10 protein-coding genes are annotated in these 20,976 nt (G+C 46.4%); 7 read left to right on the forward strand and 3 right to left on the reverse strand.

Annotated features, from left to right (window positions below):
- Positions 1 to 10 precede the first annotated feature (10 nt).
- Together dhbF and NYE22_RS05010 are read left to right on the forward strand one after the other, a co-directional pair.
- Entirely contained in the window at positions 11 to 7,147 is a 7,137-nt protein-coding gene (dhbF, locus tag NYE22_RS05005) for a non-ribosomal peptide synthetase DhbF (RefSeq protein ID WP_342412361.1), read from the forward strand.
- A gap of 15 nt (positions 7,148 to 7,162) precedes the next feature.
- Positions 7,163 to 7,372 (forward strand): MbtH family protein, encoded by a 210-nt coding sequence (locus NYE22_RS05010; protein WP_003228753.1) that lies wholly within the window; start codon positions 7,163 to 7,165, stop codon positions 7,370 to 7,372.
- 43 nt (positions 7,373 to 7,415) lie between these two features.
- On the opposite strand, the gene NYE22_RS05015 is transcribed toward NYE22_RS05010, so the two are convergent.
- The 3 genes from NYE22_RS05015 to adeR form a co-directional block, all read right to left on the reverse strand.
- Complete coding sequence (locus tag NYE22_RS05015; RefSeq protein WP_160244674.1) at positions 7,416 to 8,093, reverse strand: YukJ family protein; 678 nt, start codon at positions 8,091 to 8,093, stop codon at positions 7,416 to 7,418.
- 111 nt (positions 8,094 to 8,204) lie between these two features.
- Positions 8,205 to 9,341 (reverse strand): alanine dehydrogenase, encoded by a 1,137-nt coding sequence (ald, locus tag NYE22_RS05020; RefSeq protein WP_029725879.1) that lies wholly within the window; start codon positions 9,339 to 9,341, stop codon positions 8,205 to 8,207.
- A gap of 101 nt (positions 9,342 to 9,442) precedes the next feature.
- Complete coding sequence (gene adeR, locus NYE22_RS05025; RefSeq protein ID WP_050496054.1) at positions 9,443 to 10,711, reverse strand: sporulation transcriptional activator AdeR; 1,269 nt, start codon at positions 10,709 to 10,711, stop codon at positions 9,443 to 9,445.
- A 521-nt stretch (positions 10,712 to 11,232) separates the two neighbouring features.
- On the opposite strand from adeR, the gene NYE22_RS05030 reads away from it, so the two are divergent.
- The 5 genes from NYE22_RS05030 to esaA all read left to right on the forward strand — a co-directional run bounded on the left by NYE22_RS05030 (position 11,233) and on the right by esaA (position 20,974).
- On the forward strand, positions 11,233 to 11,526 hold the full coding sequence (locus tag NYE22_RS05030) for a WXG100 family type VII secretion target (RefSeq protein ID WP_003220661.1): 294 nt from the start codon (positions 11,233 to 11,235) through the stop codon (positions 11,524 to 11,526).
- A 69-nt stretch (positions 11,527 to 11,595) separates the two neighbouring features.
- Complete coding sequence (gene yukD / locus NYE22_RS05035; protein WP_003228763.1) at positions 11,596 to 11,835, forward strand: ESX secretion system protein YukD; 240 nt, start codon at positions 11,596 to 11,598, stop codon at positions 11,833 to 11,835.
- Positions 11,836 to 11,849: 14 nt separating this feature from the next.
- Positions 11,850 to 13,205, forward strand: coding sequence for a type VII secretion protein EssB (essB, locus tag NYE22_RS05040; RefSeq protein WP_021480506.1), 1,356 nt, complete (start codon positions 11,850 to 11,852; stop codon positions 13,203 to 13,205).
- A gap of 60 nt (positions 13,206 to 13,265) precedes the next feature.
- Complete coding sequence (gene essC / locus NYE22_RS05045) at positions 13,266 to 17,753, forward strand: type VII secretion protein EssC (protein ID WP_120028529.1); 4,488 nt, start codon at positions 13,266 to 13,268, stop codon at positions 17,751 to 17,753.
- Entirely contained in the window at positions 17,750 to 20,974 is a 3,225-nt protein-coding gene (gene esaA / locus NYE22_RS05050; RefSeq protein ID WP_342412362.1) for a type VII secretion protein EsaA, read from the forward strand. Before essC ends, esaA begins: the two co-directional genes overlap by 4 nt.
- Positions 20,975 to 20,976 lie beyond the last annotated feature (2 nt).

Consider the following 20,976-nt stretch of genomic DNA (forward strand, 5'->3'; position numbering starts at 1 on the left):
AAACAAACGGATGCCTGATACAAAAGATCTTCAATATTCTTTGACCGGGGCGCAAACTGGCATATGGTTTGCTCAGCAGCTTGATCCGGACAATCCAATCTACAATACAGCGGAATATATAGAAATCAATGGACCAATCAATATTGCTCTTTTTGAAGAAGCTTTGCGGTACGTGATCAAGGAAGCGGAATCGCTGCATGTCCGCTTCGGTGAAAATATGGACGGGCCTTGGCAGATGATAAACCCGTCTCCGGATGTACAGCTGCACGTCATTGACGTCAGCTCTGAGCCTGATCCGGAAAAAACAGCATTAAACTGGATGAAAGCTGATTTAGCAAAGCCGGTTGATTTAGGGTATGACCCTTTGTTCAATGAAGCTCTGTTTATTGCCGGGCCTGATCGTTTCTTTTGGTATCAGCGCATTCACCATATAGCGATCGACGGCTTCGGTTTTTCCCTGATAGCCCAACGTGTGGCAAGTACATATACTGCGCTTATAAAAGGACAAACAGCTAAAGGCCGTTCCTTTGGGTCTCTCCAGGCCATTTTGGAAGAGGATACAGATTATCGCGGATCAGAGCAGTATGAGAAGGATCGTCAATTCTGGCTGGACCGTTTTGCAGATGCACCTGAAGTTGTGAGCTTGGCTGATCGGGCGCCAAGAACATCTAACAGTTTTCTTCGTCATACGGCATATCTGCCTCCGTCTGATGTAAACGCGTTAAAAGAAGCGGCGCGCTATTTCTCAGGAAGCTGGCATGAAGTCATGATTGCGGTGTCAGCTGTTTATGTGCACCGTATGACCGGCTCTGAGGATGTTGTGCTCGGCCTGCCCATGATGGGTCGGATAGGGTCCGCGTCACTGAATGTACCGGCTATGGTGATGAACCTTCTCCCGCTCCGGCTGACGGTAAGCTCTTCGATGAGCTTTTCTGAACTGATTCAGCAAATTTCCCGGGAAATCCGCAGTATTCGGCGACATCATAAGTATCGCCATGAAGAGCTTCGGCGCGATCTGAAATTGATAGGAGAAAATCATAGATTATTTGGCCCTCAAATCAATCTTATGCCGTTTGATTACGGTCTCGACTTTGCCGGCGCCCGGGGCACAACGCATAATCTTTCAGCCGGTCCTGTTGATGATCTATCAATCAATGTATATGACAGAACAGACGGCAGCGGGCTGCGAATTGATGTTGATGCGAATCCCGAGGTATATAGTGAGTCTGATATTAATCTTCATCAGCAGCGTATCCTGCAGCTGCTGCAAACGGCTTCTGCCGGAGAGGACATGCTGATTGGACAAATGGAGCTTCTGTTGCCAGAGGAGAAAGAAAAAATCATTTCTAAATGGAATGAGACGGCAACATCCGAGAAGCTGGTCAGCCTTCAGGACATGTTCGAAAAGCAGGCAGTTCTTACGCCAGAACGTATCGCTCTCATGTGTGATGACATTCAAGTCAACTATCGAAAGCTCAATGAAGAGGCAAACCGCCTCGCGCGTCTGTTGATCGAAAAAGGGATTGGTCCGGAGCAATTTGTCGCTTTGGCGCTGCCGCGTTCCCCTGAGATGGTGGCCTCAATGCTTGGTGTGCTCAAGACTGGTGCGGCGTATCTCCCCCTTGATCCGGAGTTTCCAGCCGACCGCATTTCTTACATGCTGGAGGATTCGAAACCTTCATGCATCATAACGACTGAGGAAATAGCAGCCAGTCTGCCTGATAACCTGGCTGTACCGGAGCTTGTGCTTGATCAGGCTGTTACACAGGAGATTATAAAACGCTATTCGCCGGAAAATCCGGATGTATCGGTTTCTCTTGACCATCCCGCGTATATCATCTATACCTCAGGATCAACAGGAAGACCGAAGGGAGTCGTTGTGACACAGAAAAGCTTAAGCAATTTTCTGCTGTCCATGCAGGAGGCATTTTCTCTAGGAGAAGAAGACAGGCTGTTGGCTGTGACGACTGTCGCTTTTGATATTTCAGCATTGGAGTTATATCTTCCGCTGATTAGCGGAGCGCAAATTGTGATCGCAAAGAAAGAAACGATCCGTGAGCCGCAGGCATTAGCTCAAATGATTGAAAATTTCGATATTAACATCATGCAGGCGACACCGACACTGTGGCACGCTTTGGTAACGAGTGAACCTGAGAAACTTCGGGGGCTTAGAGTGCTTGTAGGAGGCGAGGCGCTGCCGAGCGGTCTTTTGCAGGCGCTTCAAGACCTTCATTGTTCAGTCACGAACTTATACGGTCCCACTGAAACAACGATTTGGTCTGCCGCAGCTTTTCTTGAAGAAGGGTTGCAGGGCGTTCCTCCGATTGGGAAACCGATTTGGAACACGCAGGTGTATGTGCTTGATAATGGATTGCAGCCGGTGCCGCCGGGCGTTGTCGGAGAGCTTTATATTGCAGGCACCGGCTTGGCCAGAGGTTATTTCCATCGCCCTGATTTAACGGCGGAGCGCTTCGTTGCAGATCCATACGGACCGCCGGGAACTAGGATGTATCGGACCGGAGACCAGGCCCGCTGGCGTGCCGATGGGTCTTTGGATTATATCGGGCGGGCGGATCATCAAATCAAAATTCGCGGATTCCGAATTGAACTTGGAGAAATTGATGCCGTGCTTGCCAATCACCCGCACATTGAACAGGCCGCGGTTGTCGTACGGGAAGATCAGCCGGGAGACAAACGATTGGCGGCTTATGTAGTCGCTGATGCTGCTATTGATACTGCAGAGCTTCGTCGTTATATGGGGGCCAGTCTTCCTGATTATATGGTACCGGCGGCGTTTGTGGAGATGGACGAGCTGCCGTTAACACCTAATGGCAAGCTTGACCGGAAAGCACTGCCGGCACCAGACTTCAGCACATCTGTCAGTGATCGGGCCCCGCGGACTCCTCAGGAAGAGATATTGTGTGACTTGTTTGCAGAGGTTCTCGGTTTGGCACGCGTCGGTATCGATGACAGTTTCTTCGAGCTTGGGGGCCATTCTCTTCTTGCAGCCCGTCTGATGAGCCGCATTCGCGAGGTAATGGGAGCCGAACTTGGTATCGCCAAGCTCTTTGACGAACCGACAGTAGCCGGACTCGCTGCCCATCTTGATTTGGCGCAGAGTGCACGTCCCGCTTTGCAGAGAGCTGAGCGGCCTGAAAAGATCCCGCTATCATTTGCCCAGCGCCGGCTATGGTTCCTGCATTGTCTGGAAGGACCGAGTCCTACTTATAATATTCCGGTTGCTGTCCGTTTGTCAGGTGAGTTGGATCAAGGATTGCTGAAAGCGGCACTTTATGACCTCGTCTGCCGTCATGAAAGCCTTCGGACGATCTTCCCTGAATCACAGGGGACATCCTATCAGCATATTTTAGATGCCGATCAAGCCCATCCTGAGTTACATGTTACTGAAATTGCTGAGAAGGAGCTTTCTGATCGGCTTGCCGAAGCTGTACGCTACAGCTTTGATCTTGCAGCTGAACCTGCTTTTCGTGCCGAGCTTTTTGTGATCGGTCCTGACGAGTACGTGCTGCTTCTTCTCGTCCATCATATTGTCGGGGACGGCTGGTCCTTAACACCGCTGACCCGAGACCTTGGGACGGCTTATGCGGCTCGCTGCCACGGACGATCTCCCGAATGGGCGCCTCTTGCTGTGCAGTATGCAGACTATGCGCTTTGGCAGCAAGAACTGCTTGGAAACGAGGATAATCCAAACAGCTTGATTGCCGGTCAGCTTGCTTTCTGGAAAGAAACCTTGAAAAACCTGCCTGATCAGCTTGAACTGCCAACCGATTATTCACGTCCGGCTGAGCCGAGTCATGATGGAGATACGATTCATTTTCGTATTGAGCCCGAGTTTCACAAGCGATTGCAGGAGCTGGCTCGCACAAATAGGGTGAGCCTGTTTATGGTGCTTCAATCCGGTCTCGCCGCTTTATTGACAAGGCTCGGGGCGGGCACCGACATTCCGATCGGCAGTCCGATCGCGGGACGGAATGATGATGCGCTGGGCGATCTTGTAGGGCTGTTTATTAATACATTGGTGCTCAGAACTGATACGTCCGGTGACCCAAGCTTTCGTGAGCTTCTAGACAGAGTACGGAAAGTGAATCTGGCCGCCTATGACAATCAGGATCTGCCGTTTGAGAGACTTGTAGAGGTGCTCAATCCGGCTCGTTCGCGTGCGACGCATCCTTTATTCCAAATCATGCTTGCGTTCCAAAACACACCGGACGCTGAACTGCATCTTCCTGATATGGAGAGCAGCCTGCGAATCAACAGTGTCGGTTCTGCCAAGTTTGATTTGACGCTGGAAATCAGTGAAGATCGCCTTGCTGACGGGACACCAAACGGGATGGAAGGACTGCTTGAATACAGCACTGATCTTTTCAAGCGGGAAACTGCTCAGGCTCTTGCTGACCGATTGATGCGCCTGTTGGAGGCTGCCGAGTCTGATCCTGACAAGCAAATCGGAAATCTGGATATTCTTGCACTAGAGGAACGCAGCAGCATGGTGACTGATTGGCAAAGTGTATCTGAAAAGATTCCGCACGCATGTTTGCCAGAGCAATTTGAGAAGCAGGCTGCTTTACGTCCTGATGCCATTGCCGTTGTATATGAAAATCAGGCACTGAACTATGCAGAGCTGAATGAAAGAGCAAACCGGCTTGCCCGAATGCTGATTAGTGAAGGTGTCGGGCCGGAGCAATTTGTGGCATTGGCACTGCCCCGATCGTTGGAAATGGCTGTCGGCCTATTAGCGGTGCTAAAAGCCGGGGCAGCTTATCTCCCTCTTGATCCGGATTATCCGGCTGATCGAATTGCTTTTATGCTAAAAGATGCACAGCCTGCGTTTATCATGACGAACACTAAAGCTGCAAATCACATTCCGCCAGTTGAAAACGTGCCGAAAATCGTGCTGGATGATCCCGAGCTGGCAGAGAAACTAAACACGTACCCTGTAGAGAATCCAAAAAATAAGGATAGGACTCAGCCGCTTTTGCCTTTGAATACGGCGTATGTCATTTATACATCCGGCTCAACAGGTGTTCCAAAAGGTGTGATGATTCCTCACCAAAATGTAACACGTTTATTTGCAGCGACCGAGCACTGGTTCTGTTTCAGCTCAGACGATATCTGGACCATGTTCCATTCCTATGCGTTTGATTTTTCGGTGTGGGAGATCTGGGGTCCTCTGCTGCATGGCGGACGTCTTGTGATCGTGCCTCACCACGTCAGCAGATCGCCAGAAGCGTTTCTGCGCCTGCTTGTCAAAGAGGGTGTGACTGTTCTGAACCAGACACCGTCTGCTTTCTATCAGTTTATGCAGGCGGAACGGGAACAGCCGGATCTCGGACAGGCACTCAGTCTGCGCTATGTCATTTTTGGCGGAGAAGCGCTTGAACTCAGCCGTTTAGAGGATTGGTATAACCGCCACCCTGAAAATAGACCGCAGCTTATCAATATGTATGGTATTACAGAAACGACGGTGCATGTGAGCTATATCGAATTAGACCGAAGCATGGCAGCTTTACGGGCAAACAGCTTGATCGGCTGCGGCATTCCCGATCTTGGTGTATACGTGCTGGATGAACGCCTGCAGCCGGTCCCGCAGGGTGTTGCCGGAGAGCTGTATGTATCAGGAGCGGGGTTAGCACGAGGTTATCTAGGCCGGCCTGGATTAACATCTGAACGCTTCATAGCTGATCCGTTCGGTCCTCCAGGCACCCGGATGTACCGCACTGGGGATGTGGCCCGCCTCCGCGCTGACGGTTCCCTCGACTATGTCGGCCGTGCAGACCATCAAGTGAAAATTCGGGGATTCCGAATTGAATTGGGAGAAATTGAAGCCGCACTTGTTCAGCATCCGCAGCTTGAAGATGCGGCAGTGATCGTTCGTGAGGATCAGCCGGGAGATAAACGGTTGGCAGCTTATGTCATCCCTTCGGAAGAAACATTTGATACGGCGGAACTGCGCAAATATGCTGCGGAGAGACTGCCGGATTACATGGTGCCTGCTGCCTTTATGACGATGAAAGAATTGCCGCTGACACCGAATGGAAAGCTTGATCGTAAAGCGCTGCCCGCTCCGGATTTTGCAGCGGCAGTGACAGGACGAGGACCGAGAACGCCGCAGGAAGAAATTCTCTGTGACCTCTTTATGGAGGTGCTTCACTTGCCGCGTGTCGGCATTGATGACCGTTTCTTTGATTTAGGCGGACATTCCTTGCTTGCTGTACAGCTCATGAGCCGCATTCGTGAAGCGCTCGGCGTTGAACTCAGCATCGGCAACTTGTTCGAAGCACCTACTGTAGCCGGGCTCGCTGAAAGACTTGAAATGGGATCAAGCCACAGCGCTCTTGACGTTCTGCTGCCGCTCCGAACAAGTGGAGACAAGCCTCCTTTATTCTGTGTTCATCCAGCAGGGGGACTCAGCTGGTGCTATGCCGGTTTGATGACGAATATAGGAACGGATTATCCGATCTACGGCTTGCAGGCACGGGGAATCGGGCAGCGCGAGGAGCTTCCGAAAACACTTGATGACATGGCTGCCGATTACATTAAACAAATCCGAACGGTTCAGCCGAAAGGCCCGTACCATCTGCTAGGCTGGTCTCTGGGCGGGAATGTCGTTCAAGCGATGGCCACCCAGCTGCAAAATCAAGGAGAAGAAGTTTCCCTGTTGGTGATGCTGGATGCCTATCCAAACCACTTCCTTCCTATAAAAGAGGCGCCGGATGATGAGGAAGCGCTTATTGCCCTTCTGGCGTTAGGCGGGTACGATCCGGACAGCTTAGGGGACAAACCGCTAGATTTTGAAGCAGCGATTGAGATTCTTCGCAGTGACGGCAGTGCGCTTGCGAGCCTGGATGAAACGGTCATTTTAAATTTGAAGAATACGTATGTCAATTCTGTCGGCATTTTAGGCTCCTATAAGCCGAAAACCTTCCGCGGAAATGTTTTGTTTTTCAGATCAACAATCATTCCTGAATGGTTTGACCCGATTGAACCTGATTCGTGGAAGCCTTATATTAACGGACAGATTGAACAAATTGACATCGACTGCCGTCATAAAGATTTATGTCAGCCGGAACCTCTGGCTCAAATCGGCAAGGTTCTCGCTGTCAAACTGGAAGAGTTGAATAAATAAGGGAGGAGAAATAGAATGGCAAATCCTTTTGAAAATGCGGATGGCACGTATTTGGTGCTTATCAATGAAGAAGGCCAATATTCCCTATGGCCCGGTTTTATAGATGTGCCGAGCGGCTGGACAGTCGTTCATGAGCAAAAAGGGCGTGAAGCTTGTTTGGACTATATCCAATCGCATTGGAGCGATATGAGGCCAAACAGCCTAAAGACTGTTGAAAATGTGTAATCGTATCAAAAAGAGACTGCTCGCTGCAGTCTCTTTTTCTATCTTACGCAGGCGTTTGGGTATGATCACAATCTCTGACCGGGTTTCCGTTTTCATCGGTACACCAAGATTGGGATAAAAACGCTAAAAACACAGCGGCCCACTGATCTGCAAACTGAATCAGAATACCCCCGTCATGCCAAGAACCGTTGTCTTTTTTCCAGCGCGTATCCATTGCATTCCCTTGATTCATATGGATATTGTGCATTCCGTTAGTCGGGGTAAAGCCGAATATTTTATCTGCAGCCTGTTCAGGGCCGAATTTTGAACCGAATATATAAACCGGCGCTTTCTCATCTTGTGCTTTCTTCATATAGGTTTCAATAAAATCATTTAAATCATTATCAGGTCCTGTGATTTCATGAGGCAAAGGCTTCATTTTCCGCGGGTCAAACAAATTGCCCCGCACATAATCCAGGGCCACTTCACGGTTTGCTTCATTGATCCTTGTATATCCATACGGCATGTTCGGAAGGATGGTAATTGAGCCCGAATCAAACTGATCGTCAGCCAAATACAATACTTCAGATTCCTCAGAACTGGACATCACATTGATGGCGCACCTGTAATACGTATTCTCTTCACCGAGCATTTTGACTTGGAAATGAGGACTGTCATCATCTGTTTCCCGCTTCATGTCTAAGACTATGCCTTTTAACACGCCATATTGCTGAACAGCCATATGAATCCTCCTTTATGATCAACTTCATAGTCATAATTCGTGAAATGGTCTCTTTTTTCCTTTTAAAATATAAAAAAGCCCGCAGAAATCTTTCTGCAAGCTCATTGTGAATTAAGCACCCGCCACAGATGATTCATCCTGTAAAGCTTTCTCGGCAGGAACATACTCATAGCCCAGATCTCTTGCTACAGCTTCATAGGTCACGTGTCCGTTAGCGGTGTTTAAACCCGCTCTCAGTGCCGCATTGTCTGTGAGCGCTTTCACTGCCCCTTTGTTCGCGATTTGCAGCGCGTATGGAACAGTAACGTTAGTCAGGGCGATTGTTGATGTACGAGGGACTGCGCCTGGCATGTTCGCTACAGCATAATGCACAACCCCGTGTTTTTCATATGTTGGCTGATCATGTGTTGTGATATGGTCGACAGTTTCGACGATGCCGCCTTGGTCGATCGCTACATCAACAATGACTGAACCGGGTTTCATTTGTTTTACCATTTCCTCAGTGACAAGAGTCGGAGCTTTAGCACCCGGAATTAATACCGCGCAAATGAGGAGATCCGCTTCCGCCACAGCATCAGCAATATTGACCGGATTAGAAATTAACGTTTTAATCTGATGGCCGAAGATGTCATCAAGCTGGCGCAAGCGGTCTGCGTTTAAGTCAATGATCGTCACATCTGCACCGAGTCCGACAGCCATTTTGGCCGCGTTTGTGCCGACAACGCCTCCTCCGATAATTGTTACTTTTCCGCGGGAAACGCCAGGCACCCCGGCAAGCAGAATGCCTTTTCCGCCTTTAGGCTTTTCTAAGAATTGAGCGCCGATTTGCGCCGCCATTCTGCCCGCAACCTCTGACATAGGTGTCAGAAGAGGCAATGTCCGGCCTTCACTGACCGTTTCATATGCGATGGCAGTTACTCCTTTATCCTTCAAGGCCTGTGCAAGCTCAGGCTCAGCTGCTAAATGAAGGTACGTAAACAGCACAAGTCCTTTGCGGAAATAAACATATTCTTCCGGCAGCGGTTCTTTTACCTTCATGACCATTTCGGCGTCCCAGACCTGTTTCGGATCAGCAATGATTTCCGCTCCTGCTGACTCATAGGCTTCATTTTCAAATCCGCTTCCAAGGCCCGCGCCTGTTTCAACCAGCACCCGGTGGCCGTTTGAAATGAGCTGAGAAACGCCCCCGGGTGTTAATGCGACACGGTTTTCATTGTTTTTTATCTCTTTAGGAACCCCTATGATCATATCTGTCTCCTCCTGTATCTGTGATATTTTTAGTGTAGCTTGATATTTTGGAAAATTCTTTGTTTGATTAAGAAAATAAAAAAACATGGATTTGTGAAATTTCACAAATCCATGTGCCGAAGTTTGATATCTAAATAGATGGTGAATTTTTGATTCACATTTTTCAAATCAATTTCAGCGATCTGGCTGATCCGCTTGAGTCGGTAATTCAACGTATTAACGTGTATATTTAACAGCTTGGAAGCGGTATTCACGTTGCTGTCCGCTTCAATAAAGCGCTCTAGCGTCTCTACCAGATTTGACTGGTGATCCCGGTCATATTGTTCCAGTTTGGAAAGCGAGTAATTATAATGGCCCGCCTGTTTCCGTTTTTCATATAAGACATCTAAGTATTGATAAATGCCTAACTCAGAAAAGCTGAAAAGATGTTTGGTCTCTTCAGTGAACCGTTCCTTCGTTTTTAAGACGGACAATGCTTCCTGATAGGAGCGGGAGACAAAAGAAATAGAGTTGTATATTCCGCCAAAAGCGATAGAAACGTCTTCTATTTTATACCGCTCCTTCAGCTGTTTTTGCGTACTTAAAGCAAACTGTTTTAAATCTTGAAAAGGATGATCTGTTTTGGGTGAGGTTAATATAATAAGTTCATTGGAATCTACGGTCGCCAGCAGCACGTAAACCTGCTGGGTCGTTTCCTGTAAATATTGCAGCTGCTGTTCGATTTTTTCAGTCAGCTCGCCATTTATGCGGATGATCATAACGGAAAACTCTGAAGGAACAACCATTCCAAGCTTATGGAACCCATCCGCCATATCATCCTCCTGATGGATGTGTCCGGTCAGCATTTTCCAGAAAAATTCTTGGCTGCGTTCTTCATTTTTCGTTTTTCTGATTTGAAGTTTGAGAAGCTTGTTTTTCACTGCTTTTGCTGCCATTTGCAATGTCAGCAGATCTTCATCGGACAATGTTTTTTGGATCTCAAGCGCCCATATGAAGCCAAGTACTTGCTTGTTTTTCCAAATCGAAATAGCGACGCGATTGCTCAGCCCGACTTCATCGATTTGCTTGACTCTGATCGGCTGGTCCGTTTTTAAGAGAGCAGGAATTGTCCCGTCTTTCCACAGCTTGTTAATCACCTTCTCCGGTACCCTTCTGCCAATAATGGTAGACGTCCGGGCAGGGTCTGTGCAGTCGCTGTGTGTACTGTAGGCAAGCAGCTTGTGGTTAACATCCTCTATGGTGATCGGGCACCGCAGAACGTCGCTGATATGATCAGCCACATCTTCAAGTCTGTCAAAACTATATTTAAACGGATCATTCGGCATGGTCATAAATCTCCCTACTTTTCGTGCTTGATTTCTCTTTGACATCTCATCCCCTTCCTTTTATTATGATTGTTGTTGTTTGTGAAAATCAACAACAAAGAACAGAAGCAAAAAAACAATTTCATGAGAGAAACGTTCTATATACATTTGGCGGTGTAATCGCCTTTTTGCAGGACAGTTGTATGCCTCATATAATACGACAGCTTATCCTATTAATCTTCTAAGAAAGTCATCGGAGGCGAGACTAATTAAGGAAAGAAAAAATTGAACCTTTCAGAAATGGTGCTGTAGCATCAAATTTTCTGAAAGGTTTTTTTTGGGAGTTGGGGAGTTATTTGGGTCTTTTGGATTATTCGGAGAATGAAGAGGAGATTAAGAAAATAAACCTATTTACTTTACAGTATATGTCATTTTTAAGTGATTCGGGGTAAACCATTGGACTCATTTTGTAAAATTAAAACATATTTGTTTGACTATGCCGAAAAACTGTTTTTATAATAATGACGTTCTAAAAATAAGTGAATTAGCCCATATTTAGGCTGATGGCACAGGAGGTAATGAGGAATATGGCAGGATTAATTCGTGTCACACCCGAAGAGCTAAGAGCGATGGCGAAGCAATACGGCGTTGAAAGCCAAGAAGTATTAAATCAGGTTGATCGTTTAAACCGAATGATCTCTGATTTGAAAAGCATGTGGGAAGGTGCTTCAAGCGAAGCGTTCGCAGATCAATACGAGCAGCTCAAACCTTCATTTATCAAAATGTCAGATTTGCTTCAAGATGTGAATCAGCAGCTTGATCAAACAGCAAATACACTTGAGTCTACTGACCAAGACATCGCAAATCAAATCCGCGGATAACAGTATGAAAGGGAAGGAGCGCCTGATTCAAAAGAAGACGGCGCTCTTTCTATGTAAGGGTGATCCTAAATGTATATTGATATTACAATAGATTTGAAACATTATAACGGCAGTGTCTTTGATCTCAGATTGTCAGATTACCACCCGGTGAAAAAAGTAATTGATATTGCTTGGCAGGCCCAAAGCGTATCTATGCCTCCGCGCGAAGGGCACTGGATCAGAGTGGTGAACAAGGATAAGGTGTTTTCCGGAGAATGCAAGCTGTCTGATTGCGGCATTACAAACGGAGACCGGCTTGAAATATTATGAAAGGATCTGGTTGAATGTCAGGTAAACAAAAATCATATTTAGAAAACCAATTAGAAGCTGTTGCCGAGAAAACAGATGCCGGCTATACATTTACTTTTCAACGGGAAAAAATAAAGCTTCTCGACGGTCTTGAAGCTAACGTGATCAAAGATATAAATCCATTTTTTCATAAAGAAATCGATGTGACGGATGATGAAGTAATCATCACAATCCAACCTCCCTCCTCCTATAAAGCATTCCGCTTCATGAAAGCTAAGGATAAAAAAAGTAAATGGCAGTTTGCCTATCAGCTTGTTCAAGCCGTACAGCAGCACAATCTGTCGAGGCTGAATTTGATTGTCGCTCCTGAAAACATTGTATTCGATAAAGGGCTTACGCCTTATTTTCTCCATTATGGAGTAAAAGAAAGCATTCCTCCTTACGAGCGTGATGAGGAAAGAGTATGGCAGGAGCTGAAAGCGGCAGCGGCTTTGGCAGTTGACGGCGCTTTTGCGTTTGAAGACTACCTGAAATTCAATGAAACGCTGACGTTCTCCGCAGAGGCAAAAGCGATATTAGATGCTGAATCCTATGATGATTTGCTCGAACTGATTCAAACCCATATTGATGAGCTCGAAGCCAAAGCAAAAACATACATACATATCCCGAGAAAGAAGTGGAACATCCAGCGATATATCGGCCTGGGGCTCATTGTTTTGCTTGTACCGGCACTTATTTATTCGATGTACGCCTTATTTTTCGCGCAGCCAAAGCACCAGGCGATAGTGGACAGCAATCGTGCGTTCTTAAACAAGCAGTACAGTGAAGTCATCAGCACACTGTCCAAGTACGATGCGGAAAGCCTGCCTGAATCGGTGCAGTATCAGCTGGCGACGTCCTATGTTGAGGTCGAAAACCTGGGGAGTGCAAAAACCAAAAATATAGAAAATAATTTAGTCACCCTTCAATCAGACCCTCAGCATTTCTTATATTGGATTGATTATGGTCGAGGAGAATACAAAGAAGCGATCAGTATCGGCCGCAAGCTGGAATACAATGATTATATTTACTTTGCCCTAGCTAAATATAAACAGCAGCTTTTATCTGAGGATACAAATGATGAAGATATACAAAAAGAACTTGATTCAGTAAATAGTGAGCTTGAAAAAGCGCAAAAAGAACGTCAAGAAAATAAACAGTCTAATTCTGAAACATCGTTAGTCGATACAAGCGAAGAACAGACACAAACAGACGAAGAAAAACAAGCAGAAGAGAAAGCGGCGGAAGAAAAAGCCACAGCCGAGGAAAAAGCGAAAAAAGAAGAACAGAAGAAAAAAGAAGACGAGAAAAAAGAAACAGAAAAGAAAGATGAGAAAAAAGATGACAAATAACGTGAGACATGAAGCACAGGTCATCGCATGCTGCCATTCGGCCGTAAGGGGGTTCGCCATTTGAGTCTATTATGGGTTTTTTACCAAAATAACGTTCAAAAATTAAATCTGTCTAACCTCCCGTCGTCTCATCCGGTGACCATAGGGCCTGATGTGAAGGATTCTGTTACGATCAGCTCCATTCCATTTAATAGCGGAGTGATTTCTCTTAAAAGAAAGGAATCCGGCGGCCAATACGAAGTTTTCCTGGGAAATGATTGTCTCGGCACGATTGAGACGGATATATCATTTACTCTCCAAACGGATCAGCAGGATATACGCTTGATATTGACGGGCAGTGAACCTGAGAAATCCGTTTATTTTACGGGAAATCGGGATGAAATTGTATGTTCCTCAGAAAAAACGAATGCAGATATTTATCTGAATCAGCAAGATTTTGCATTTGCAGAACAAAGCACGTTTTCTTTGCTTCGTGCAGGCGGCAGCTGGTCGGTCCGCCCTGAAAGCGGAACGATCTTCTTGAACGGAGAGAAAATCAACGCCAATACGCCGCTCAAGCCGGGGGATGAAATATTCTGGAACTTCACGCAAATGAGGGTGACGGAACAAGACCTTTTAGAAATTGTTCATTATGCCCAGTTTGAAACAGCGTTAACAGAAACGGTCAAACCGAGTACAGAGATGCAGAAAAAATATCCGCAGTACAGAAGAACGCCGCGGATGGTATACGATCTGCCGGATGACCGCGTTTCTTTCAGTTTTCCCTCTCAGGAGAGCGATCAAACCAACAGAGGGCTGTGGCTCGTCATCCTGCCTCCGCTTGTGATGCTGATCGTGATGGGCGTAGTTGCCATCATCCAGCCGCGCGGCATATTTATACTCGTTTCTTTGGCGATGTTTATGATGACTCTCATTACCTCGACAGTGCAATATTTCCGGGATAAAAACCAGCGGAAAAAACGCGAGGAAAAACGGGAGCGTGTATATAAGCTTTACTTAGACAATAAGCGGAAAGAGCTTCAGGCACTTGCTGAAAAGCAAAAGCAGGTTCTTGAATTTCACTTTCCTTCATTTGAACAAATGAAATACTTAACAAGTGAAATCAGTGACCGGATCTGGGAAAAATCACTTGAAAGCAAGGATTATCTGCAACTGCGGCTTGGGACGGGAACAGTTCCGTCAAGCTATGAAATCAATATGAGCGGCGGAGACTTGGCGAATCGTGATATCGATGACCTCATGGAGAAATCGCAGCACATGCAGCGCGTCTATAAAGATATCCGCCATGCGCCGGTGACGGTCGATTTGGCAGAAGGTCCGATGGGGCTTGTCGGTAAATCGCAAATTGTGAAAAATGAGATTCACCAGTTGATCGGACAGCTGTCGTTCTTTAACAGCTATCACGATTTGCGTTTTGTATTTATTTTTCATGAAGAAGAGTATAAAGACTGGGAGTGGATGAAGTGGCTTCCGCAATTTCAAATGCCCCATATTTATGCAAAAGGATTTATTTATAATGAGCAAACCCGAGATCAGCTCTTGTCTTCACTTTACGAATTGATCAGAGAGCGTGATCTCGAAGATGACAAAGAAAAACTGCAGTTCAAACCGCATTTTGTATTTGTCATCACGAATCAGCAGCTGATCTCTGAGCATGTCATTCTCGAATATTTAGAAGGACAGCATGAGCATCTGGGCATCTCGACAATTGTCGCGGCGGAAACAAAGGAAAGCTTGTCGGAAAACATTACAACTCTTGTCCGCTACATTAATGAGCATGAAGGCGACATTTTAATACAAAAGAAAAAAGCGGTAAGAATTCCGTTCCGTCTCGATCATCATCAGCGTGAGGACAACGAACGGTTCTCACGCACGCTGCGGACGCTGAACCACCAGGTCGGCATTACGAATTCCATTCCGGAAACGGTATCGTTCCTGGAGCTTTTTCATGCGAAGGAAGTAAAAGAAATCGGCATTCAGCAAAGATGGCTGACAAGTGAATCGTCGAAGTCGCTGTCAGTGCCGATCGGCTATAAAGGGAAAGATGACATTGTGTATCTGAACCTTCACGAAAAAGCACACGGTCCGCACGGCTTGCTTGCGGGGACAACGGGATCAGGGAAAAGTGAATTTCTCCAGACCTACATCTTGTCACTTGCAGTGCATTTTCATCCGCATGAAGCGGCTTTCTTACTAATTGACTATAAAGGCGGAGGAATGGCGCAGCCGTTCCGCAACATTCCCCACCTCCTCGGCACGATCACAAATATTGAAGGAAGCAAAAACTTCAGTATGCGTGCGCTTGCTTCCATTAAAAGCGAGCTGAAAAAAAGGCAGCGCCTGTTTGACCAGTATCAAGTCAATCACATCAATGACTATACAAAGCTATACAAGCAAGGGAAAGCAGAAGTGGCGATGCCTCACTTGTTCTTAATTTCTGATGAGTTTGCCGAGCTGAAAAGCGAGGAGCCTGATTTTATCAGGGAGCTTGTCAGTGCCGCGCGTATCGGACGAAGCCTCGGCGTTCATTTGATTTTGGCGACACAGAAGCCAGGCGGCATCATCGACGACCAGATCTGGAGTAACTCGCGCTTTAAAGTAGCGCTCAAGGTCCAGGATGCCACCGACAGTAAAGAAATTTTGAAAAACAGCGATGCCGCAAACATTACCGTAACAGGCCGCGGCTATTTGCAGGTCGGAAACAATGAAGTGTATGAGCTGTTCCAATCTGCATGGAGCGGGGCGCCTTACTTAGAGGAAGTCTACGGTACTGAGGATGAAATCGCGATTGTTACAGATACGGGTCTGATCCCGCTTTCTGAGGTTGATACCGAAGATAACGCGAAAAAAGACGTTCAAACCGAGATCGAAGCTGTAGTTGACGAAATTGAACGCATCCAAGATGAAATGGGAATCGAGAAGCTGCCAAGCCCTTGGCTGCCGCCGCTTGCGGAACGTATTCCGCGCACTCTTTTCCCTTCAAACGAAAAAGACCATTTCCACTTTGCGTATGTCGATGAACCTGATCTGCAAAGACAGGCGCCAATTGCTTATAAGATGATGGAAGATGGAAATATCGGCATCTTCGGCTCTTCGGGCTACGGAAAATCGATTGCAGCCGCAACGTTCCTGATGAGTTTTGCGGACGTATACACACCTGAAGAGCTTCATGTCTATATCTTTGATTTCGGAAACGGAACGCTGCTGCCATTAGCGAAGCTCCCGCATACCGCGGATTACTTCCTGATGGACCAGTCAAGAAAAATTGAAAAGTTCATGATTCGCATCAAAGAAGAAATTGACCGCCGTAAACGTTTGTTCCGGGAAAAAGAAATCAGCCACATCAAAATGTACAATGCGCTGAGCGAAGAAGAGCTTCCATTCATTTTTATCACCATTGACAACTTTGACATTGTCAAGGATGAGATGCATGAGCTTGAATCGGAATTTGTCCAGCTTTCCAGAGACGGACAAAGCTTGGGTATCTACTTTATGCTGACAGCAACGCGGGTAAATGCTGTCCGCCAGTCATTGTTAAATAACTTGAAAACAAAGGTTGTCCATTATCTCATGGATCAATCAGAAGGATATTCCATTTACGGCCGTCCGAAATTCAATCTTGAGCCGATTCCGGGACGCGTCATCATTCAAAAGGAAGAGCTTTATTTCGCGCAAATGTTCCTGCCTGTTGACGCCGATGATGATATCGGCATGTTCAACGAGCTGAAATCAGACGTACAGAAACTTCAAGGGCGATTTGCTTCAATGGAGCAGCCGGCACCGATTCCGATGCTGCCTGAGAGCTTGTCTACGAGAGAATTGTCTATCCGCTTCAAGCTGGAACGCAAGCCTTTATCTGTACCGATCGGGCTTCATGAAGAAACAGTCAGCCCAGTCTATTTTGATTTAGGCAAGCATAAGCACTGCCTGATTTTAGGCCAGACTCAGCGCGGGAAAACAAACGTCTTAAAAGTAATGCTCGAACATCTGATTGATGATGAAACTGAAATGATCGGCCTGTTTGACTCGATTGACCGCGGCTTATCTCATTACGCGAAGGAATCAGATGTTTCATATTTGGAAACGAAAGAAGATATTGAGCAGTGGATTGAAACAGCAGAAGACATTTTCAAAACAAGAGAGGCCATGTATGTAGAAGCCGTCCGCCAAGGAGACACGCAAAATCTGCGATTCTCACAAGTGGTGCTGATGATTGACGGGATAACGAGATTCCAGCAGACGATTGATACGAGAATACAAGACCGTCTCGCTAACTTCATGAAATCATACGCTCATCTTGGGTTCAGCTTTATCCCGGGCGGAAATCACAGCGAATTCTCAAAAGGCTATGACTCCTTGACGACTGAGATGAAGCAAATCCGCCACGCGATTCTGCTGATGAAAAAATCTGAGCAAAATGTCATTCCTCTCCCGTACCAAAGACAGGAGCCTGAGATTCAGCCGGGCTTCGGATATGTTGTGGAAAACGGGAAGGAGCAAAAAGTTCAAATTCCTTTATGTTCTGCTGAAAGGGAGAGTGCTAGATGACAGAACAACGAAAAAGCTTGATCAAGTTAATTTCCGCCGTCATCATCATTTTGCTGCTGCCGGTGTTGTTTTTCCGATTTATCGGAGACGACCCAACGAAAAAAGCAGTCAATTCCACCCGGCAAATCGCGGTGGTGAATGAAGACACAGGCGTATTGAGTGATGAGGTAAAGTCTGATGAAGAGGACAAATCCGCCCAGTTCGGCAAGGAAGTAGCGGCCGTTCTGGGTGAACGTCCTGATTATTCGTGGACGGTCGTAAACCGAAGCGCGGCCGAGACCGGTCTCGCTTCAAAGAAATACGATGCGATTGTCTACATTCCCTCAGACTTCTCAAAAAACATTTTGAGCTATGACAAAGACCATCCTCAAAAAGCAACGCTCGAATTCAGCATTCAAGATAACCTGAATGCGGTTAACAAAGAAAAAGTTCAGCGTGAGCTTGAGGATGCCCAAAAGACAATGAACAAAAAAATGTCGGCCTTATACTGGAATTTTGTTTCACAAAAAGTGGACAACATCAGAGGAGAATTTGACAAGATCGTCAATAAAGAATCTGAATTCCAGAATGTCATGTACAACTTTTACAAACCAAGCTCTAATGATTTAGCAGGTGAAATCAAACAGCAAAAAGACTTAATCGATGAGCTGAAGAAATCAATGAATGAAGCGCAAGGCACGACAAAAGAAAAAGCTTCTACAGCGGAGGAAGCCAAAAATACGCTGAAAGAATTCATTGATACAGTTGAAAGATACAAAGAATATCAAGAAAATCAGAAAAAGCTGCTTTTGGCAGCCCAAGATTCAACACAGCAGCAAATCCGGACAGGTCTGGATGCCATCCAGGCACAGCAAAAGGCGAATCAGTTCAGCGAACGCATGAGCGGATTGGCAACCGGGATCGGACATGCGAAGTCACAGCTCGGACAAACCAGCAATGTGCTGGCAAACGCCCAGCAAATTAGGGAAGGGCAAGTGTCCCAGCAGGAACTTGGCATGGCAAAAATCCAAAGTAATTTAATCGAACAATATCAGGCCGCATCAAGACAGGCTGCACTAAATCAGGTGTATGAATTGCTTGTCCCGGCACGTCAGGCATTGACAGTTCCGAAAGAGGACGACCCAGTCATAGACGATGGTTCTGACAACAATGATAAAGATAAAGACCCTAAAGAAGAAGATCCTGAAGAACTCAAAATTGATCTTGAAAAACAGCGTGAAGAACTGAAAAATATAGCTGCTGATGTTCAGGATATTTCAGACAATCTGAAGGAGCCTGAAAAAGAGGACACTACTCCAGATCCGGATACAAATTCCGGAAATAATGATGGAGACGGGACGATTCCAAATGATCAAAATGATAATTCTGGAGAAGACAATAACAGCAGTGATACCGGAAATGACGGACAAACGGACGGCAGTACTCAGGATCAAGACCAGCAGAAGGGAACAGACGGTCAGGAGCAGAACGGCGATGCCTCTGATGGTGCGTCCGACAGCGGACAAACCGAAACGGGTACATCTGCCGAACAGACTGCATCTTCTGATTCAGCCCTTCAATTTATCAAGCTGGCAAATGAAGGCGGAACCGGAGATTCAGGTGATACCGGCAGCGGCGGAGATACGACGGAGCCTGGGGACCAAGATCAACCAGGAAACGGTGACATTTCTGATATCTCCAGAGCAAAAGAACAGCTCAGCAAAGCGTCTGAGCGAATCAAGCAAATTGAGGAAGAGCTCAAAGAAAAAGAAACTGCCCATAATGAAGAGCTGAAAAAGAAGTTAGAGGAACTAAAAGAACAAATGGAAGGTCTTAATGATGAAATTGAAGACCTGAAAGACCAAGTGAAAACGCTCGAAGATAAACTTGAAAATCTTGAAGCGAAACGGAAGCGAGAACTTGAAGGTATTTATAGTGATATGTATAACGCCATTCAAGAACTTGAAAATAAAGATCAGCTCACATTTACCAAAGCAATCTATATAAGTAAAGAAAATATAGATACAGCAATGAAATACTATAAATATTTGTCTGTTTATGACTCTGTATTATCCGGTACGATTGACAGTGCTGCAAAAGCCGGCGCCATTAACGGCCAGCAGGGCAACGTCAAATCAGTCCTGGCTCTCTCACCTGAAGAATCAGCCAGCTGGGAAGCTCTCAAAAACAACACGATGCAAACTGATGAAGACATTAACACCTTCATCGACGGAATGACCAAATTTGCGGATGACTACAGCGGCTTTATTCGTGACTCTCAAGCAGGTGTTCTCGACGAACTGACGAAAATCTCTGAAAGTGCCGCAAAAGCGTCAGAACAGCTTGTAACGGGCGCAACACAGGAATCTGCGACGTTCAGCAACGATGGGCTGTCTGGCACCATGGCACTGAGTGTCCAAGATACGGTCGGCCAGGAAGTGCTGCAAATGTCAGACATGATGGGTTCATTGTCTGATCGCCAGTCAGGCATCATTGATTACACAACCAACATGCAGCAAAGCGTCAATGATGTTCAAGCGAAAGCCGACACCTTAAACAACAACTGGGGGAAAAATGTCGCTTCCACGAAACTCGTGCGCAATGACGTATACGGCATACTCGGAAACACATTAGTAGATGGGCAAAACAATGGCTATGTATATGATTACTTGGCGAATCCGCTTAAAATCAGCGGAGAGGTTCCGGAAGAAAAAATTCAGACGGTACCTCCGGTTGTCATCCTTGTCATTGTGTTGATCAGCAGTCTGTTAATCGGCTATTTCAGCTCGTATTACCAAAACGCACCGCTTCTCGTCAAAGGAGCGTTATTCGGAATTCTGAATATCCTTGTCGGACTTATGATCAGCTTGTTCGGTTTGAATATTTATTCACTGCCGGACGATCAGACGATTAAGTGGTCGGTGTTTACGATTCTATTGCTGGTCGCAAGCTCTGCCTTCATCCGGACGGCATTCAGATTCGGATCAATCCCTGGCTGGGTTGCTTCAGCGGCAATGATTCTATTCTATGTAGCACCGCTTATTGATTTGATCATGCCGAACTTTACATTTGAAGATCCGGTTTCGAAAGTATATATCGACATCCAGTACGGTACTGGGCACTTGTTTACAATGGGAATAACAGTTCTGCTGATCATTACGGTGATTGCCGCGGCTCTGCCGCTGATTATCCGGCTGATGGCTGAACACACAGCAGAAAGCGATGAAACGTATGAAGCGTAATC

Origin of the sequence: Bacillus sp. FSL K6-1560 (assembly GCF_038592935.1) — a bacterium.
Lineage (GTDB): Bacteria > Bacillota > Bacilli > Bacillales > Bacillaceae > Bacillus > Bacillus subtilis.

What these genes read in the sequence shown, in the direction of transcription:
- yukD (WP_003228763.1), top strand. Translation starts at nt 11,596, where the DNA reads ATGTATATTGATATTACAATAGATTTGAAACATTATAACGGCAGTGTC.
- ald (WP_029725879.1), bottom strand. Translation starts at nt 9,341, where the DNA reads ATGATCATAGGGGTTCCTAAAGAGATAAAAAACAATGAAAACCGTGTC.
- essB (WP_021480506.1), top strand. Translation starts at nt 11,850, where the DNA reads ATGTCAGGTAAACAAAAATCATATTTAGAAAACCAATTAGAAGCTGTT.
- dhbF (WP_342412361.1), top strand. Translation starts at nt 11, where the DNA reads ATGCCTGATACAAAAGATCTTCAATATTCTTTGACCGGGGCGCAAACT.
- NYE22_RS05030 (WP_003220661.1), top strand. Translation starts at nt 11,233, where the DNA reads ATGGCAGGATTAATTCGTGTCACACCCGAAGAGCTAAGAGCGATGGCG.
- NYE22_RS05015 (WP_160244674.1), bottom strand. Translation starts at nt 8,093, where the DNA reads ATGGCTGTTCAGCAATATGGCGTGTTAAAAGGCATAGTCTTAGACATG.
- adeR (WP_050496054.1), bottom strand. Translation starts at nt 10,711, where the DNA reads ATGTCAAAGAGAAATCAAGCACGAAAAGTAGGGAGATTTATGACCATG.
- esaA (WP_342412362.1), top strand. Translation starts at nt 17,750, where the DNA reads ATGACAGAACAACGAAAAAGCTTGATCAAGTTAATTTCCGCCGTCATC.
- NYE22_RS05010 (WP_003228753.1), top strand. Translation starts at nt 7,163, where the DNA reads ATGGCAAATCCTTTTGAAAATGCGGATGGCACGTATTTGGTGCTTATC.